Raw genomic sequence first — 14,565 nt, 5'->3', positions numbered from 1 at the left:
GGGTCCGGGCAGAGCCCGGCACTCTCCTGAACCAAGGCGTTGGGGCGGCCCCGGGGCGTTGGGCCGGGTGACGGTGTTCGCGTGGCGGGGCGGGGGCGCACGGGGCAGCGTGGTGCGCACCTGCCCGCGTCTCCCCCGAGGTCACCGAGGTCCGCCCATGGCCCGCGACTCCCTCACCGCGCCCCCGGCGGGGCGCGCCCCGCGCCCGCCGTCCGCGGAGGACCCGGCGGCACGCCGCCGCGACCTGGCCCGGCTGGCGCCCGTCGCCGCCGTCTACGCCCTCGCCCAGCTGGTCCTGGCCGTGCCCGGCACCGGCCTCGGCTGGGACGAGACCGTGTACGTCAGCCAGGTCGCCCCGGACACCCCCGCCGCCTTCTTCAGCGCCCCGCGCGCCCGCGGCATCAGCTGGCTCGTCGCCCCGGTCGCCGCCGTCACGCCCTCCGTCCTCGCCCTGCGGGTGTACCTGGCGCTGCTGGCGGCGGCCGCCCTGCTGCTCGCGCTGTGGGTGTGGCGCCGGCTGCTGCCCGTCCCCGTGCTCGCCGTCGCCGGCCTGCTGTTCACCGGGCTGTGGCCCACCCTCACGTACGGGCCGCAGGCCATGCCCAACCTCTGGGTGGCCTTCGCGGCGCTGACCGCCACCGGCTGCTTCCTGCGCGCCGCCGCCGACCCCTCGGACCGCCTCGCCCTCGCCGGGACGGGCGCCGCCGTGGCACTCGCCGCGCTGATGCGTCCCCCCGACGCCTTCTGGCTGGCCCTGCCCCTGGCCTGCGCCGCGGCGGCCGTCCCGGCCTGGCGGCGGCCCGCCCTGCCCGCGGTGCTCACGGCCGGCGCCCTGGCCGGCTGGGCCCCGTGGCTGGCCGAGGCGCACCTGAGCTACGGAGGCGTCCTCGCCCGGCTGCACCGGGCGGGCGAGATCCAGGGCGGGCTCGGCTGGCACCCCGCCTTCCGGTACCACCTGCGCGCCCTCGGCGGCCGGACCCTGTGCCGCCCCTGCGAGGGGCCGTGGAGCCAGCCGGTCACCGGGCTGTGGTGGCTCGCCCTGCCCCTGCTGGTCGCGGGCGGACTGGTCGCCGCGTACCGCGGCACGCACCTGCTGCGGACGGTCCTGGTCGCCACCGCGGCCGGGCTGTCCCTGGCCGCGCCCTACCTGCTGATGGTCGGGTACGCCGCCCCGCGCTTCCTGCTGCCCGCGTACGCCCTGCTCGCGCTGCCCGCCGCGCTGTGCCTGGCCCGGCTGCTGCGCGCCGCCCGCGGCCGCCCGTTCGTCCGTGCCGTGCTGTGCCTGGCACTGGCCGCGCACCTCGCGCTGCAGCTGCTGCTCACGGCCACGGTGGCGGGCCGCAGCCGGGACATGCGGACGGCCCTCACCACCGTGGTGGCCGAGCTGCACCGCTTGGGCGTACGGCCGCCGTGCGTCGTCAGCGGCGAGGAAGCCGTCCGGGTCGCGTTCCGCGCGTGGTGCGCCTCGCGGCAGGTGTACGGCGGCCACGACGGCAGCATCAGCGTCGCGGGCCTCACCGCCCTCGCGGCACGCATGCCCGCGGCGGTGCTGGTCGCGGACGGCGCCGCCCCGCCGCCGTGGGCACGGGGATGGCGGCCGTACCCGCTGCCCAGCCTGCCCGCGGGGCGGCCCTGGCGGGCCTACCTCGCGCCGTCGGCGCGGCCCGCCGGCTGAACCGCGGCGGAGGCGGAGGCGGGGGCGGAAGCGGAGGCGGGGGCGGTCAGCTGGGTGCTCGCCGGGCCCGCCTCCGTGAGGCGGCCGTCGGTCATCGTCGCCGTGCGGTCCATCCGCTCCAGGTGGGCCCGGTCGTGGGTGACCAGCACCGTCGCCGTCGCCCGCTCCCGGGTGAGGGTGACCAGCAGGTCGAGGACGGCCGCGCCGCGCTCGTGGTCCAGGGCGTTGGTGGGCTCGTCGACCAGCAGCACCGCCGGCTCGTTCATCAGCGCGCGGGCGATGTTCACCCGCTGGCGCTGGCCGCCGGAGAGCTGGTGCGGGCGCCTGTCCGCCTTGTCGGCCATGCCGACCGCGTCCAGCAGCTCCAGCGCCCGGCGGCGCAGGGCCTTCGAGGGGCGGCCGGACAGATGGGCCATGACCTGGAGCTGCTCGGCCGCGGTCAGCGAGGCCAGCAGGTTGGGCTGCTGGAAGACGATGCCGATCTTCTCGCGGCGCAGGGCCGCCTTCTCCGCCGGAGAGAGGACCGTGGCGTCCTGCCCGGCCACCTCCACCCGGCCCGAGTCGGGGGTGACCAAGGTGGCGGCGACCGCGAGCAGGCTGGACTTGCCGGAGCCGGAGGGCCCGACCACGGCCGTCAGGGTGCCCGCTGCCACCTCCAGGCAGACCTTGTCGAGGGCGGTCAGCCGGCTCTCGCCGTCCGGGTAGGTGAGCGTGGCGTCGTGGACGAGGAGGGTCATCGGGCGCTCCCGAGCGCGGTCAGGGGGTCGACGGCGGTGATCCGCCGGATGGACAGGGCGGCGCCCAGCGCACCGAGCACGATCATGATCGCGGCGGGTGCCAGGACGGTCGCGGCGTCGAGGACGAAGGGCACGTCGCCACCGCTGATCAGCGCGCCGATGCCGGCCGCGAGCGCGGTGCCGGCCCCGGTGCCGATCGCCAGCATGACCACCGCCTGGCCGAGGGCGTCCCGCAGCAGGTAGGGGGTGGAGGCGCCGAGCGCCTTCAGGACGGCGATGTCACCGGCCCGCTGGATGGTCCAGACGGTGAAGAAGGCCCCTATGACGAGGGCGGAGATCGCGAAGAGGAAGCCGCGCATCAGCTGCAGCGAGCCGTTCTCGGCCTGGTACGACCCTATGGCGCCGAGGGCCTCGTCGATGGTCTGCGCCCGCGTCCCGGCGGCCGTGTCGCCGGCGGCGAGGGCGGCACCGGAGGCGTCGGGCGCGTCCAGGGCGACGACGGTCGCGACGGTGTCGGGGGAGGTGCCGGGGTTGCCGATGCGCTGCCAGTCGTTCAGGTCCATCCAGACGACCGGGGTGTGGCTGTAGGCGGCGGTACCGGAGACGGCGGCCACGGCCAGTTCGAGCAGGCCGATCTTCAGCCGGGATCCGGCGGTGAGGCCCCCGAGCTCCTTCGCGGCCTTCTCCGCGAGGACCACCCGGCCCTGGCCCAGCCCGGCGGCGGCGGGCGGCGCGAGCGGGCCGGCGGGCGGCGCGAGCGGGCCGGCGGGCGGCGCGAGCGGGCCGGCGGGCGGCGCGAGCGGGCCGGCGGGCGGCGCGAGCGGGCCGGCCGGGTCCACGCCGAAGACGGAGACGGCGGCGGTGCGCTCCCCCGCGGCGGCATTGGTGGTGCGGATGCCGAGCGGCTGCGCCGACTTCACGCCGGGCCGGCCCCGCCAGGCCTGCCATGCCTTCTCGGGCACCTGGGAATGGGTGAAGGACACCTTCTGCTCCCCGGGTGGCTCGGCGAAGGCCAGGTGGGTGGCGGGCAGGCCGGTGACGGCCGAGATGTTCTCCCGGGCCAGTCCGGCAGTGAGCCCGGACAACAGGCCGACCAACAGGGTGATCAGCAGGACCACCGAGCCCATCAGGGCGAAGCGGCCCTTCGCGAACCGCAGATCTCTCCAAGCGACGAACATGTCCCCCACCCTGGTCTCCCGCATGCCCCCCGGGCATCGCGCCACGGGAGCGATCCTCGTATCGAAGGACGCATCCGGACATCAAACTTTCGATTGACCGGCACCGGCCGGGACCCCCTTACGCTGGTCGGGCCATGACCGCGTCACCTTCCCGCCCCCTCATCCCCCTCACCCCCGTCTCCCGCGTCCTGCGGCTGTGCCTGCACGCCCTGCTGGCCGCCCTGCTCGTGCTCGCCGCCGGGCGGGCCGTCGCCCACTCCGTGCCCGCCGCGGGCGCGGTGGTCGCCGTCTGCGCCGTGCTGGCCGCCGTGTACGGGGCCGGCGCCCGCTCCCCCGCCGTACGCGGATCGACCGCGGCCGCCGGGCTGTGGCTCGCGGCGCTCGGCGCGGTGTGGGCGGGGCTGCTCGTGCTCTCCCCCGACGGGCTGTGGATCGCGTTCCCGCTGTACTTCCTGGAGCTGCACCTGCTGCGGCTGCGCTGGGGCGTCACCGCCGTCGCCGTCACCGCCTGCGCGGCCATCGCCTCGTTCCTCGGCCACAGCGGCACCGTGACCCCGGGAGCCTTCCTCGGGCCGCTGCTCGGCGCCGCCGTGGCCGTCGCGACCGTCCTCGGCTACCAGGCGCTGTACCGGGAGAGCGAACGCCGCCGCGAGCTGATCGAGGAGCTCATCGCCACCCGGGCCGAGCTGGCCGCCGCCGAGCGCGACGCCGGGACCATGGCCGAGCGGGAGCGGCTGGCCCGGGAGATCCACGACACCCTGGCCCAGGGGCTGTCCTCCATCCAGCTGCTGCTGCGGGCCGCCGAGCGGGCCCTGCCCGAGCGGGATCCGCGGCTGGCCCCGGCCCTGGAGCACATCGGCCGGGCCCGGGAGGCCGCCCAGGACAACCTCGCCGAGGCGCGCCGGTTCGTCCGGGCGCTGACCCCGCCCGACCTGGAGCACGGTTCGCTGGCCGGTGCGCTGGAGCGGCTGTGCGCGGCGGCGCCGCAGGCCCGGTTCTCGGTCAGCGGCACCCCGCGCGAGCTGCCCACCCCGTACGAGGTGGCCCTGCTGCGGATCGCCCAGTCCGCGCTGGCCAATGTGGTGCGGCACGCGGGGGCGGGGCGCGCCGAGATCACCCTGACCTTCATGGACGCCTCCGTGACGCTGGACGTCGTGGACGACGGGGCCGGCTTCGACCCGGCCAGCGCCCCCTCCGGCGAAGGCGGCTTCGGGCTGCCGGCGATGCGGGCGCGGGCCGAGACGCTGGGCGGGCTGTTCACCGTGGAGTCCGCGCCGGGCCAGGGCACCGCCGTGGCCGTCACCCTGCCGCTGCCCGCGGACACGGGGCACACCCCAACCCCCGCCGCCCCCGCGGCCCCTGCGGACACCCCCCGCGCCGCGGAACACCTGGAGGCCTCCTGATGACGATCCGACTGCTGCTGGCCGACGACCACCCGGTGGTCCGGGCCGGGCTGCGCGCGGTGCTGGACACGGAGCCGGACTTCACGGTGGTCGCGGAGGCGGCGACCGCCGAGCGGGCGGTGGAGCTGGCCGCCACCGGGCAGGCGGACGTCGTCCTGATGGACCTCCAGTTCGGCGCGGGCATGCACGGCTCGGCGGCGACCGCGGAGATCACCGCCCGGCCCGGGGCGCCCCGGGTGCTGGTGCTGACCACGTATGACACGGATGCGGACATCCTCGCGGCGGTCGAGGCAGGCGCCTCGGGCTACCTCCTCAAGGACGCCCCGCCGGAGGAGCTGGCCGCGGCCGTGCGGACCGCCGCGGCGGGCCAGTCGGCACTGGCCCCGGCGGTGGCGCTGCGCCTGATGGACCGGATGCGGACGCCCGCGGAGGCGCTGACGAAGCGGGAGCTGGAGGTGCTCCAGCTGGTGGCGGACGGCCTGTCGAACCAGCAGATCTCCAAGCGGCTCTTCCTCAGCCAGGCCACGGTCAAGTCCCACCTGGTGCACGTCTACGCCAAGCTCGGCGTGGACTCCCGCACCGCGGCGGTCGCCGCAGCCGCCACCCGCCGCCTCATCCGCACCCCGTAACCGACAGACCGGGAACCGGAACGCCCCCGCTAGGCCACCCAGTGGGGGCGTTCCGGCGACGGGGACAGCGGTGCGGCGGCGTGGTGGGCCTCGGCGAGGCGGCGTATGCCCTCCTCCAGGCGGTCCGGGGGCAGCGTGTACGGGATCCGGATGCGGTGCTCGAAGGTGCCCGGGTCCACCCCGAAGCGGGCCCCGCGCCCGATGTGCACCCCGCCGGCGGCGGCCCGCTCCGCCAGCGCCGAGCTCACCGGCGCGCCGAGGTCCACCCACAGCGACAGCCCGCCCGGCGGAACGCGCCAGGACCACTGCGGGGTGTGCCGCCGCAGCGCCCGTACGAGGGCCTCGCGCCGCTCCCGCAGCTGCGCGAGGCGGGCCGGCAGGGTCCGTTCCTCCCCCTCCAGCAGGCTCAGCGCGACCAGCTGGTCGAGCGCCGAGCCGGTCATGTCGGCCGCCACCCGCACCGTGGCCAGCTCGGTGACCAGCTTCTCCGCGGCCCGGACCCAGCCCACCCGCAGCCCGCCCCAGTGCGTCTTGCTGAGCGAGCCGATCGTCACCACGTGGTCCGCCGCGCCCCGCGGCCCCAGCGAGGCGAGCGGCTGCGGGGCCGGCCCGTCGAGTGCGATGTCGGCGATGGTCTCGTCGACCACCAGCCAGGTGCCGGTGCGGCGGGTCGCCGCCAGCAGCCGCAGCCGCTGTTCGGGCGGCATCAGCGCGCCCGTCGGATTGTGGAAGTCCGGTATCGCGTACGCCAGCCTCGGCACGGTCTGGTGCAGCGTGGACTCGGTGGCCTCCATGTCCCAGCCCGCGTCGGAGACGGCGACGGGCACGGTGCGCAGGCGGGCGTGCCGCAGGGCGTCGAGGACGTTCGCGTAGGTCGGGTTCTCGGTGACGACGCGGTCGCCGGCCCGGCACAGCAGGCTCGCGACGAGGACGAAGGCCTGCTGGGCGCCGGCCGTGACGAGTATCTGCTCGGGGCGGGTGGCCAGGCCGCGCCGGGTGAACCGGTCGGCGACGGCGCGGCGCAGCTCGGGCAGCCCGAAGGGGTGGTAGCCGGGGTCGCGGGCGAGGGCGGGCAGGCGGGCCGCCGCCCGGGCGAGGGCTTCGGTGAGGCTGTCCTCGGGGGCGCCCATGGCCGCGATGGCGAGGTCGATGCCGCCGTGCCCACCGGTGCGGTGGCCGGTGGCCGCGTCCAGCAGGTGGGCGCCGACCGGGCCGTGGCCGTCGGGCAGTTCGGTCCAGGTGCCGGAGCCGCGGCGGCTGCGGCAGTAGCCGCTCTCGCGCAGCAGGTCGTAGGCGGCGGTGACGGTGGCCCGGCTGGCGCCGAGCGCGTCGGCGAGCTCGCGTTCGGCGGGCAGGCGTACGTGCAGGGGGACGCGGCCGTCGAGGACCAGGGAGCGTACGGCTTCGGCGAGCGACCGGTATCCGGGCCGGGCCCGCACCCCGGCGGGCAGCAGCGCCGTGAGGGCGCGGCTGCCGATCGTCCTGTCCGTCGTCCGGACCACTCGCCCGTTTGCCATGCCAACCTCCCCTGATTGGCTCTGCCTGCCAGGCCAATCAGGGTCCAGACTCGCGGCATTGGCCCTTGATTGGCAAGGAGATCCCCCGATGCCTGCTGTCCGGACCCCGCTCGCCTCGCAGACCACCACCCCGCCCGCCGTCCTCACGGACCGGGACGAGCGGGCGACGGCGCCCGCCGTCGAAAACCGCGTCGGCGAGCCGCTGAGGCTGGGCACGGTGGTCGCCTCGCTGCGGCGCACGCTGTGGCGCACCCTTGCCCGGCCGCCGCACACCACGGCCCCGGTGCAGGGGCGAGAATCGCTGCCATGCCAGCCAACTCCCCTTCGGATCCCCCGCCCCTCTCCGGCCACCCTGGCCACCCTGGCCTCCCCGAGCGCACCGGCCGCACCGCCCCGTCCCGGCAGTCCTCCGGCCCGGTGATCGCCGGGCTGCTGCTGGCGGCCGGGGGCGGCCGCCGCCTCGGCGGCCGCCCCAAGGCGCTGCTGCCCTACCGCGGGCGCCCGCTCGTCGAGAACGCGGTGCGGGTGCTCCGGGAGGCGGGCTGCGGCCCGCTGCACGTGGTGCTCGGCGCCTCCGCCGCCGAGGTCCGCGAGCGGGCCGACCTGAGCGGCTGCACGGTCGTCGACAACCCGGACTGGGCCGAGGGCATGGGCTCCTCGCTGCGGGCCGGCCTCGCCTCGCTCGCCGGTACGGGGGCGAGCGCGGCCCTGGTCTCGCTCGTGGACCAGCCGGGCATCGGCCCGGCGGCCGTGGCCCGGGTCCTCGCGGCGTACCGGTCCCCGGCGAGCCTGGTGGCGGCGGCGTACGGCGGGGAGCGCGGGCATCCGGTGCTCTTCGGGGCGGACCGGTGGGCGGACATCGCGGCCACGGCGACGGGTGACAAGGGCGCGCGGGTGCACCTGACACGGCACGCGGACGAGCTCACGCTGGTGGAGTGCGGGGACGTCGCGGAGGCGTACGACATCGACACGCCGCCCGACCTGGCCCGACTTGCCTGAGGGTTGTCTGAGGGTTGTCTGAGGGCGGGCGGCGGCCCCGCAGCGGGCTGTGACCGGGGTGGCACCGAGGGCCACCACCGCCCGGGGATGTGTCGACTCGGAGAATCTCGACATCAACAAACCATTGAACTTCCACCATAAGGAAATTACTATCCACTGGTCAGAAGCGCCCTGAACCCCAGACGGCGCCCGCGACCGTATCCCGGAACTCTGCACCCCCGACGGCACTGCGTGCCGTCCCCGGCGAGCATTCCCCCGCGGCCGCCAGGCACCGCCGCTGAAGGAGTGACAGACATGTCCGCACCAGCGCCGTCATCGCCGGCCCTCGTCAACGCCGCGCCCCTGCCCCGCCAGGACGAGGTCCTGACCGAGGCGGCCCTCGCCTTCGTGGCCGAGCTCCACCGGCGGTTCACCCCCCGCCGCGACGAGCTCCTGGCCCGCCGGGCCGAGCGCCGCGCCGAGATCGCCCGCACCTCCCACCTCGACTTCCTCCCGGACACCGCACAGGTCCGCGAGGGCGAGTGGCAGGTCGCCCCGGCCCCGGCCGCCCTGAACGACCGCCGTGTGGAGATCACCGGTCCGACCGACCGCAAGATGACCGTCAACGCCCTCAACTCGGGCGCCCGGGTCTGGCTCGCCGACTTCGAGGACGCCTCGGCCCCCACCTGGGAGAACGTGGTCCTCGGCCAGCTGAACCTGATCGACGCCTACGAGCGCCGCATCGACTTCACCGACCCCCGCACGGGCAAGGCGTACGCCCTGAGGCCCGCCGAGGAGCTCGCCACCGTCGTCATGCGGCCGCGCGGCTGGCACCTGGAGGAGCGCCACATCACGGTCGACGGCCGGCCGGTGCCGGGTGCGCTCGTGGACTTCGGCCTGTACTTCTTCCACAACGCGCAGCGCCTGATCGACCTGGGCAAGGGCCCGTACTTCTACCTGCCGAAGACGGAGTCCCACCTGGAGGCGCGCCTCTGGAACGAGATCTTCGTCTTCTCGCAGGACCACGTCGGCATCCCGCAGGGGACGGTCCGCGCGACGGTCCTGATCGAGACCATCACGGCCGCGTACGAGATGGAGGAGATCCTCTACGAACTGCGCGACCACGCCGCCGGCCTGAACGCGGGCCGCTGGGACTACCTGTTCTCCATCGTGAAGAACTTCCGCGACGGCGGCGAGAAGTTCGTCCTCCCGGACCGCAACGCGGTCACGATGACCGCCCCGTTCATGCGCGCGTACACCGAACTGCTCGTCCGCACCTGCCACAAGCGCGGCGCGCACGCCATCGGCGGCATGGCGGCCTTCATCCCGTCCCGCAAGGACGCCGAGGCCAACCGCGTCGCGTTCGAGAAGGTCAAGGCCGACAAGGACCGCGAGGCGCGCGACGGCTTCGACGGCTCCTGGGTCGCCCACCCCGACCTGGTCCCGATCGCCATGGCCTCCTTCGACGCCGTCCTCGGCGACAAGCCGAACCAGAAGGACCGCCTCCGCGAGGACGTCTCGGTGGCCCCCGGCGAGCTCATCGCCATCGACTCCCTGGACGCCAAGCCCACGTACGAGGGCCTGCTGGGCGCCGTCCGGGTCGGCATCCGCTACATCGAGGCCTGGCTGCGCGGCCTCGGCGCGGTCGGCATCTTCGGCCTGATGGAGGATGCGGCCACCGCCGAGATCTCCCGCTCCCAGGTCTGGCAGTGGATCAACGCCGGGGTCGTCTTCGAGAACGGCGAGCGCGCCACCGCCGAACTCACCCGCCGGATCGCCGCCGAGGAACTGGCCGCCATCCGCACCGAGGTCGGCGACGAGGCCTTCGCGGCCGGAAAGTGGCAGGAGGCCCACGACCTCTTCCTCCAGGTCTCCCTGGACGCCGACTACGCCGACTTCCTCACCCTCCCGGCCTACGACCACCTGGTCGGCTGACCCACCCCGCCCGCCGTCGCCGGTCGCGGTCAGCCGGGCGGCGGCGGGCAGGCCCGCGCCGGATCCTCCGCCGGGACGAGCCGGACCTGCCCGACGGGCTCCTTCAGCGGCGCGTCCGTCTCCGGGTTCCACAGCAGCGCCATCTCGTCGGCGACGCCGAAGAACAGGTACGGGCGGCCGGGGTCGAGCAGCCCTCCCTCGGCGTTGAGCCCGGCGAGGGGAACGGTCGGCTGGACGCACATCCACTCGGGTTCCACCCCGAAGTAGGAGGGCGCGGCCCGGCGCTGCTCGGCCGCCTCCTGCGTGCGGGTGACGGCCCGGGCGGCGTTGTCGAGGGCGAGGCCCGCGAGCGAGGCGACGACCACCACGTAGAGGAGGACGTACATCACCACGTTGAGGTACTCGCCGGGCTTGGTGAAGGGAAAGTGGAAGTGCTTGGCGATCCCCCACAGCGCCGGCCCCAGCAAGCCCAGGCCCAGGTAGGAGACCAGCTTCGCCCCGGCCGCGACCTGCCACAGGCCGGGCACGTCCAGGTCGTCCGGGGTGAGGTCGAGGCCGTCCGCGTACAGCCCGTGGAGTACGGAACCGGAGGCGACGGCCAAGCCGGTCAGCAGGGTCACCGCGAGCGGCACGGTGGCCGTCAGCCACTCCGTCCACGTGGTCCACTGGCGCATCAGCAGCCAAATACCCATGACGGTCACCGTGACCGCAGCGGTCACCAGCATCTGCAACGGCGTCCACGGGGACCCCGAGGGCACCCCGTAGACCAGGCAGAGGAAGAACACGGCGGCGACGGCTCCGGCGACGAGCCGGTACCCGCGCTCCGCCCTCTCGCCCCGCTGCGGGGCGGCGCTCCCCGCCGGGCCCCTCGGCGCCTGGCCCCTCGGCGCCTGGCCCCTCGGCGCCGGGCCCCGGGCCGCACAGACCAGCGCCCCGGCGAGGCAGCCGAGGCCGACCAGCAGGAACGGCCAGCGCAGCCGGCCCTCCGCCTGCCGGAAGCAGCCGGCGGTGAACGCCATCCCGAGCAGCCGGCCGGCCAGCCGCCACAGGAACCGGTTGAGCTCCTCCTCGCGCGGCAGCTCCCGCGCACGCCGGCCGCGCCGCGGGGACATCCGTACGTCCAGTCCGCCGCGGCCGGGTGAGCCGCCGGGAAGGCCCATGCGGGCCAGCCGCCTGGCCTCGGACGGTGTGCCGAGTGCGACGGATCCCGTGTCGTAGCGGCCCCAGCGCTCCAGGGCCCGCGCGCGCCGGCCGGAGGCCCGCCGCGGGTCGGGCCGGTGGTCCGTGGTGTGGGAGCGGTACTCCTCCAGTTGCTCCCGGTCGGCGTCCACCAGTTCGGTGCGGCGTACGTACATTTCGAGTACGGCCGACTCCGCGAGTTGACGGATCCGCCAGCCCGCCGCCCGCTCGGTACGGCTGTTGCGCGCCCCGAAGAAGCGGACCTCGACGCAGAACAGGCGCGCCCCGGAATCGGCGGCGAGGACTCCGGCGGACGCCCCCTCGCCCCGGCCGAACTCGGCCACGACGGGCCAGCCCCGCATCCCGAACTCCGCTCTGGCCTGGTCGAAGTCCCGCGCCCCGCCGCGTACTTCGACCAGGGTGAGCACCCGCTGGTCGTACCTCCGCCGCACCGCCCCCACCCCCCGTATCTCCTGGTCCGGTCGGGTGACCGTACCGGGCGCGGCGGGCGGCGCGCGGGGAATTGCGGGCCCCGTGAAGCGGAACGGGGCGGCCGAACGACCGGTCGGTCGTTACGTCATCGTAATCTGCGGCTACCTAGCGGTAACAAGCCAGTGCGTGTCACCTTTCCCGTGCCACCGGCCGGCGGTGTCCCCCACTTCCCCAGCCATGCCCCGGAGTTCTCGCGCGCTCCGGCTCCGGCATGGCCTACCGCAGGAGTTCCGTCGTGACCGGATTCCGCTATGCCAGCAAGGACAGGACACGCCGTCGGGTGCGACGGCTGGCCGGGGCCGGGCTGGCCCTGCCGCTCGCCGCCGGTGCACTCGCCGTCGCCCCCGCCGGGACCGCGGCCGCCGCCCCCGGGACCGGGCCCACCGCCGTGGTGTCCATGGGCGACAGCTACATCTCCGGCGAAGCCGGGCGCTGGAAGGGCAACAGCCTCACCAACTCGGGCAACCGGACCGGCACCGACCGGGCCTGGGTCAGCGGCAGCGTCTACGACCCGTCGAAGGTATACGGGGCCACCGCGGGCGGATGCCACCGCTCCGACTCCGCCGAGGTCAAGAGCGCCGGGGCGATCGCCGACGTGGCCGTCAACCTGGCCTGCTCCGGCGCCACCTCCGAGAACGTCTTCCGCTCCGTCAGCGGCGGCGTCCCCTTCAGGGGCGAGGCCCCGCAGGCCGACCAGCTCGCCGCCGTCGCCGCGAGCCACAACGTCAAGGTCATCGCCCTGTCCATCGGCGGCAACGACCTCGGCTTCGCCGACATCATCAAGGACTGCGCGCTCGACTTCGTGATCTGGAACTCGTACTGCTACGACGACCAGCAGTACGGCGTCGACCAGAAGATCGACGGCGTGATGGCGAACGTCGCCAAGTCCGTGGACGAGATCCGCGAAGTGATGCGCGCCGCCGGCTACGGCGACTCCGCGTACCGGATCGTGCTGCAGTCCTACCCGTCGCCGGTCCCGCGCGGCGCGGAGAACCGGTACGTCCAGAGCGACTGGAGCCGCCTGAACACCGGTGGCTGCCCCTTCTGGAACCGGGACTCCGACTGGGCGCGGGACTCCCTCGTCCCGCAGATCGCGAACCGCCTCAAGGCGGTCGCGGCGGAGAAGGGCGTGCAGTTCCTGGACCTGCGGGACATGATGCAGGGGCGCGAGGTGTGCGCCAAGGCGAGCAAGCAGGTCACCACCGCGGCGCCGGCGTCGGCGAAGACCAGCGAGTGGGCGCGCTGGATCGACAGCAGCGAGACGCAGGGGCTGGTCCAGGAGTCCATGCATCCCAACTACTTCGGCCAGCTGGCGCTGGGCCGCTGCCTGGCCCTGGCCGTCGGCCAGAGCCGCACGTCGAGCGTCGGCTGCAAGAACACGGCCGGCGCGGACCAGACCGGCATGTACCTCACCCCGGTGCCGTAGTCCCGCGGTCCCGGAAATCCGGATGATCGTCCGCGGTGCGGGCTGGCATGCTCGGCGCATGGCAGCCCGCACCGCACGTCCCAGCATCTACATCTCCGTCGACATCGAGGCCGACGGCCCGATCCCCGGCCCCTACTCCATGATCAGCTTCGGTGCCGCCGTCGCCGGACGGCAGGACGGCGCCGCGTACACGGCCGCCGACCCCGAGCAGCAGACCTTCTACCGCGAACTGCGGCCGATCAGCGACCGGTACGACCCGGAGGCCCTGGCCGTCAGCGGCCTGGACCGGGACCGGCTGCTGCGGGAGGGCACCGACCCGGGCGCGGCCATGGCCGCGTTCCGGGGGTGGGTGCGCAAGGTGGCCGAGGCCGCCGGGGCGCAGCCGGTGATGTGCGGCTACCCCGCCTCCTTCGACTGGACCTTCCTGTACTGGTACCTGATGCAGTTCGGCGGCGACAGCCCCTTCGGGCACTCCGGCTGCCTCGACATGAAGACCCTGTACGCGGCGAAGGCGCAGGTCCCGCTGCGCGCCGCGGTCAAGGGACGGATGCCGGCCGAGCTCCGCTCCCGCCGCCGCCACACCCACCACGCCCTCGACGACGCCATCGAACAGGCGGAGCTGATGAGCAACCTGATGCTGTGGCAGGGCCCGGCGCAGGCCGGTACCGGTACCGGTACCGGTGCCGGCGTCGGCGTCGGCGTCGGTGCTGCGGGGGACGCCCGGTAGTCTCACGGCTCCGCGCGGGCGCCGAACACGGGGCGCACCGGGCGCCTCACACGACCGGGGGAACATGGCCGGGATCGCAGGAACAGGCACGACCGGTGCCGCGGGCGGCCGGGCCTGCCCCGACGCGGACACGGTGGCGCAGGCCCGCCGCCTGCTGGCGGAGGGGCAGGGCTCCGACGCCGTGTTCGCCGGACTGGCGGCACACAGCGGCGACCGGAGCGCCGCGGCGTGGGCCGTCTGCCGGGCGCTCGGTGTACCGGACGCCCGGGTACGGGAAGAGCTCGGCAGGGCGGCCGAGCTCATCGCCGAGTTCGGGCCGGACGAGGACGAAACGCTCGGCGAACTACTGGAGCTGCTCGGGGTGTTCGACGTGCCCCGGACGCTGGACGGGCGCGAGCAGGAGGTGCTGGAGCTGCTGCAGGCTGCGGGGGCTGCCTTGGGCGGGATCCGCGGCGGGGTCTGGCACGGCCTGTCCCGGCGCTTCCTCAAGGGCGAGCTCACCGCGGCGTTCCTGCTGCTCGCCCGGCAGCCCGGCCGGCGGCCCCGGGGCAACGCCGACAGGTTCTGGGCGGCACTGGCCACCGCGGGCGCCCTTCTGCCCCCGCCCGCGGACCCCGAGACGGCGGCGCAGGTCGCGCAGGTCCTGGCCGAATGCCGCCGACACACGGCCGAGGCCCGCTGACCGCGCC

At 75.2% G+C, this 14,565-nt stretch carries 13 protein-coding genes; 9 read left to right on the top strand and 4 right to left on the bottom strand.

Translation table 11 applies throughout. From position 1 onward, the window contains the following. The first annotated feature begins 157 nt into the window (after nt 1-157). Entirely contained in the window at nt 158-1,675 is a 1,518-nt protein-coding gene (locus ACIQUT_RS01745) for a hypothetical protein (RefSeq protein WP_403558106.1), read from the top strand. Here ACIQUT_RS01745 and ACIQUT_RS01740 read toward each other — a convergent pair. Together ACIQUT_RS01740 and ACIQUT_RS01735 are read right to left on the bottom strand one after the other, a co-directional pair. Beyond that, nucleotides 1,642-2,412 (bottom strand): ABC transporter ATP-binding protein, encoded by a 771-nt coding sequence (locus tag ACIQUT_RS01740; RefSeq protein ID WP_403558104.1) that lies wholly within the window; start codon nt 2,410-2,412, stop codon nt 1,642-1,644. The genes ACIQUT_RS01745 and ACIQUT_RS01740 overlap by 34 nt on opposite strands. Continuing rightward, on the bottom strand, nt 2,409-3,590 hold the full coding sequence (locus tag ACIQUT_RS01735; RefSeq protein WP_403558102.1) for an ABC transporter permease: 1,182 nt from the start codon (nt 3,588-3,590) through the stop codon (nt 2,409-2,411). The genes ACIQUT_RS01740 and ACIQUT_RS01735 overlap by 4 nt, the downstream gene beginning before the upstream one ends. A gap of 134 nt (nt 3,591-3,724) precedes the next feature. Between ACIQUT_RS01735 and ACIQUT_RS01730 the strand changes: the two genes are divergently transcribed. After that, on the top strand, nt 3,725-4,993 hold the full coding sequence (locus tag ACIQUT_RS01730) for a sensor histidine kinase (protein ID WP_403558100.1): 1,269 nt from the start codon (nt 3,725-3,727) through the stop codon (nt 4,991-4,993). Continuing rightward, nucleotides 4,993-5,622 carry a response regulator gene (locus ACIQUT_RS01725; protein WP_403558098.1) on the top strand — a complete coding sequence of 210 codons (630 nt, stop codon included), beginning with the start codon at nt 4,993-4,995 and terminating at the stop codon, nt 5,620-5,622. The genes ACIQUT_RS01730 and ACIQUT_RS01725 overlap by 1 nt, the downstream gene beginning before the upstream one ends. A gap of 29 nt (nt 5,623-5,651) precedes the next feature. Here ACIQUT_RS01725 and ACIQUT_RS01720 read toward each other — a convergent pair whose 3' ends face one another. Further along, complete coding sequence (locus ACIQUT_RS01720) at nt 5,652-7,139, bottom strand: PLP-dependent aminotransferase family protein (RefSeq protein ID WP_403558096.1); 1,488 nt, start codon at nt 7,137-7,139, stop codon at nt 5,652-5,654. A gap of 88 nt (nt 7,140-7,227) precedes the next feature. On the opposite strand from ACIQUT_RS01720, the gene ACIQUT_RS01715 reads away from it, so the two are divergent. From ACIQUT_RS01715 to aceB, 3 genes are all read left to right on the top strand, one after another. After that, entirely contained in the window at nt 7,228-7,560 is a 333-nt protein-coding gene (locus tag ACIQUT_RS01715; protein WP_403558094.1) for a hypothetical protein, read from the top strand. Then, nucleotides 7,557-8,138 carry an NTP transferase domain-containing protein gene (locus ACIQUT_RS01710; RefSeq protein ID WP_403558093.1) on the top strand — a complete coding sequence of 194 codons (582 nt, stop codon included), beginning with the start codon at nt 7,557-7,559 and terminating at the stop codon, nt 8,136-8,138. Before ACIQUT_RS01715 ends, ACIQUT_RS01710 begins: the two co-directional genes overlap by 4 nt. 294 nt (nt 8,139-8,432) lie before the next feature. Continuing rightward, complete coding sequence (aceB, locus tag ACIQUT_RS01705) at nt 8,433-10,052, top strand: malate synthase A (RefSeq protein WP_403558091.1); 1,620 nt, start codon at nt 8,433-8,435, stop codon at nt 10,050-10,052. 29 nt (nt 10,053-10,081) lie between these two features. Here aceB and ACIQUT_RS01700 read toward each other — a convergent pair whose 3' ends face one another. Beyond that, a complete protein-coding gene (locus tag ACIQUT_RS01700) occupies nt 10,082-11,692 on the bottom strand; it encodes an NnrS multi-domain protein (RefSeq protein ID WP_403558089.1) in 1,611 nt (536 codons plus the stop codon). A gap of 266 nt (nt 11,693-11,958) precedes the next feature. Here ACIQUT_RS01700 and ACIQUT_RS01695 point away from each other — a divergent pair, with 266 nt between their 5' ends. The 3 genes from ACIQUT_RS01695 (at nt 11,959) to ACIQUT_RS01685 (ending at nt 14,558) form a co-directional block, all read left to right on the top strand. Further along, nucleotides 11,959-13,149, top strand: coding sequence for a GDSL-type esterase/lipase family protein (locus ACIQUT_RS01695; RefSeq protein WP_403558087.1), 1,191 nt, complete (start codon nt 11,959-11,961; stop codon nt 13,147-13,149). Between the two features lie 58 nt (nt 13,150-13,207). Continuing rightward, nucleotides 13,208-13,876, top strand: a complete 669-nt coding sequence (locus ACIQUT_RS01690) for a 3'-5' exoribonuclease domain-containing protein (protein WP_403558085.1) — start codon at nt 13,208-13,210, stop codon at nt 13,874-13,876. A gap of 64 nt (nt 13,877-13,940) precedes the next feature. Then, nucleotides 13,941-14,558, top strand: a complete 618-nt coding sequence (locus ACIQUT_RS01685) for a hypothetical protein (RefSeq protein WP_403558083.1) — start codon at nt 13,941-13,943, stop codon at nt 14,556-14,558. The last annotated feature ends 7 nt before the right edge of the window (nt 14,559-14,565 follow it).

Source organism: Streptomyces sp. NPDC090445 (assembly GCF_044769385.1).
In the GTDB taxonomy this organism is placed as follows: Bacteria; Actinomycetota; Actinomycetes; order Streptomycetales; family Streptomycetaceae; genus Streptomyces.
Note: the sequence above shows the minus strand (reverse complement) of the source record. Positions and strands in the feature narration are given on the sequence as shown.

What these genes read in the sequence shown, in the direction of transcription:
- ACIQUT_RS01715 (WP_403558094.1), top strand. Translation starts at nt 7,228, where the DNA reads ATGCCTGCTGTCCGGACCCCGCTCGCCTCGCAGACCACCACCCCGCCC.
- ACIQUT_RS01690 (WP_403558085.1), top strand. Translation starts at nt 13,208, where the DNA reads ATGGCAGCCCGCACCGCACGTCCCAGCATCTACATCTCCGTCGACATC.
- ACIQUT_RS01725 (WP_403558098.1), top strand. Translation starts at nt 4,993, where the DNA reads ATGACGATCCGACTGCTGCTGGCCGACGACCACCCGGTGGTCCGGGCC.
- ACIQUT_RS01735 (WP_403558102.1), bottom strand. Translation starts at nt 3,590, where the DNA reads ATGTTCGTCGCTTGGAGAGATCTGCGGTTCGCGAAGGGCCGCTTCGCC.
- ACIQUT_RS01740 (WP_403558104.1), bottom strand. Translation starts at nt 2,412, where the DNA reads ATGACCCTCCTCGTCCACGACGCCACGCTCACCTACCCGGACGGCGAG.
- ACIQUT_RS01685 (WP_403558083.1), top strand. Translation starts at nt 13,941, where the DNA reads ATGGCCGGGATCGCAGGAACAGGCACGACCGGTGCCGCGGGCGGCCGG.
- ACIQUT_RS01730 (WP_403558100.1), top strand. Translation starts at nt 3,725, where the DNA reads ATGACCGCGTCACCTTCCCGCCCCCTCATCCCCCTCACCCCCGTCTCC.
- ACIQUT_RS01745 (WP_403558106.1), top strand. Translation starts at nt 158, where the DNA reads ATGGCCCGCGACTCCCTCACCGCGCCCCCGGCGGGGCGCGCCCCGCGC.
- ACIQUT_RS01720 (WP_403558096.1), bottom strand. Translation starts at nt 7,139, where the DNA reads ATGGCAAACGGGCGAGTGGTCCGGACGACGGACAGGACGATCGGCAGC.
- aceB (WP_403558091.1), top strand. Translation starts at nt 8,433, where the DNA reads ATGTCCGCACCAGCGCCGTCATCGCCGGCCCTCGTCAACGCCGCGCCC.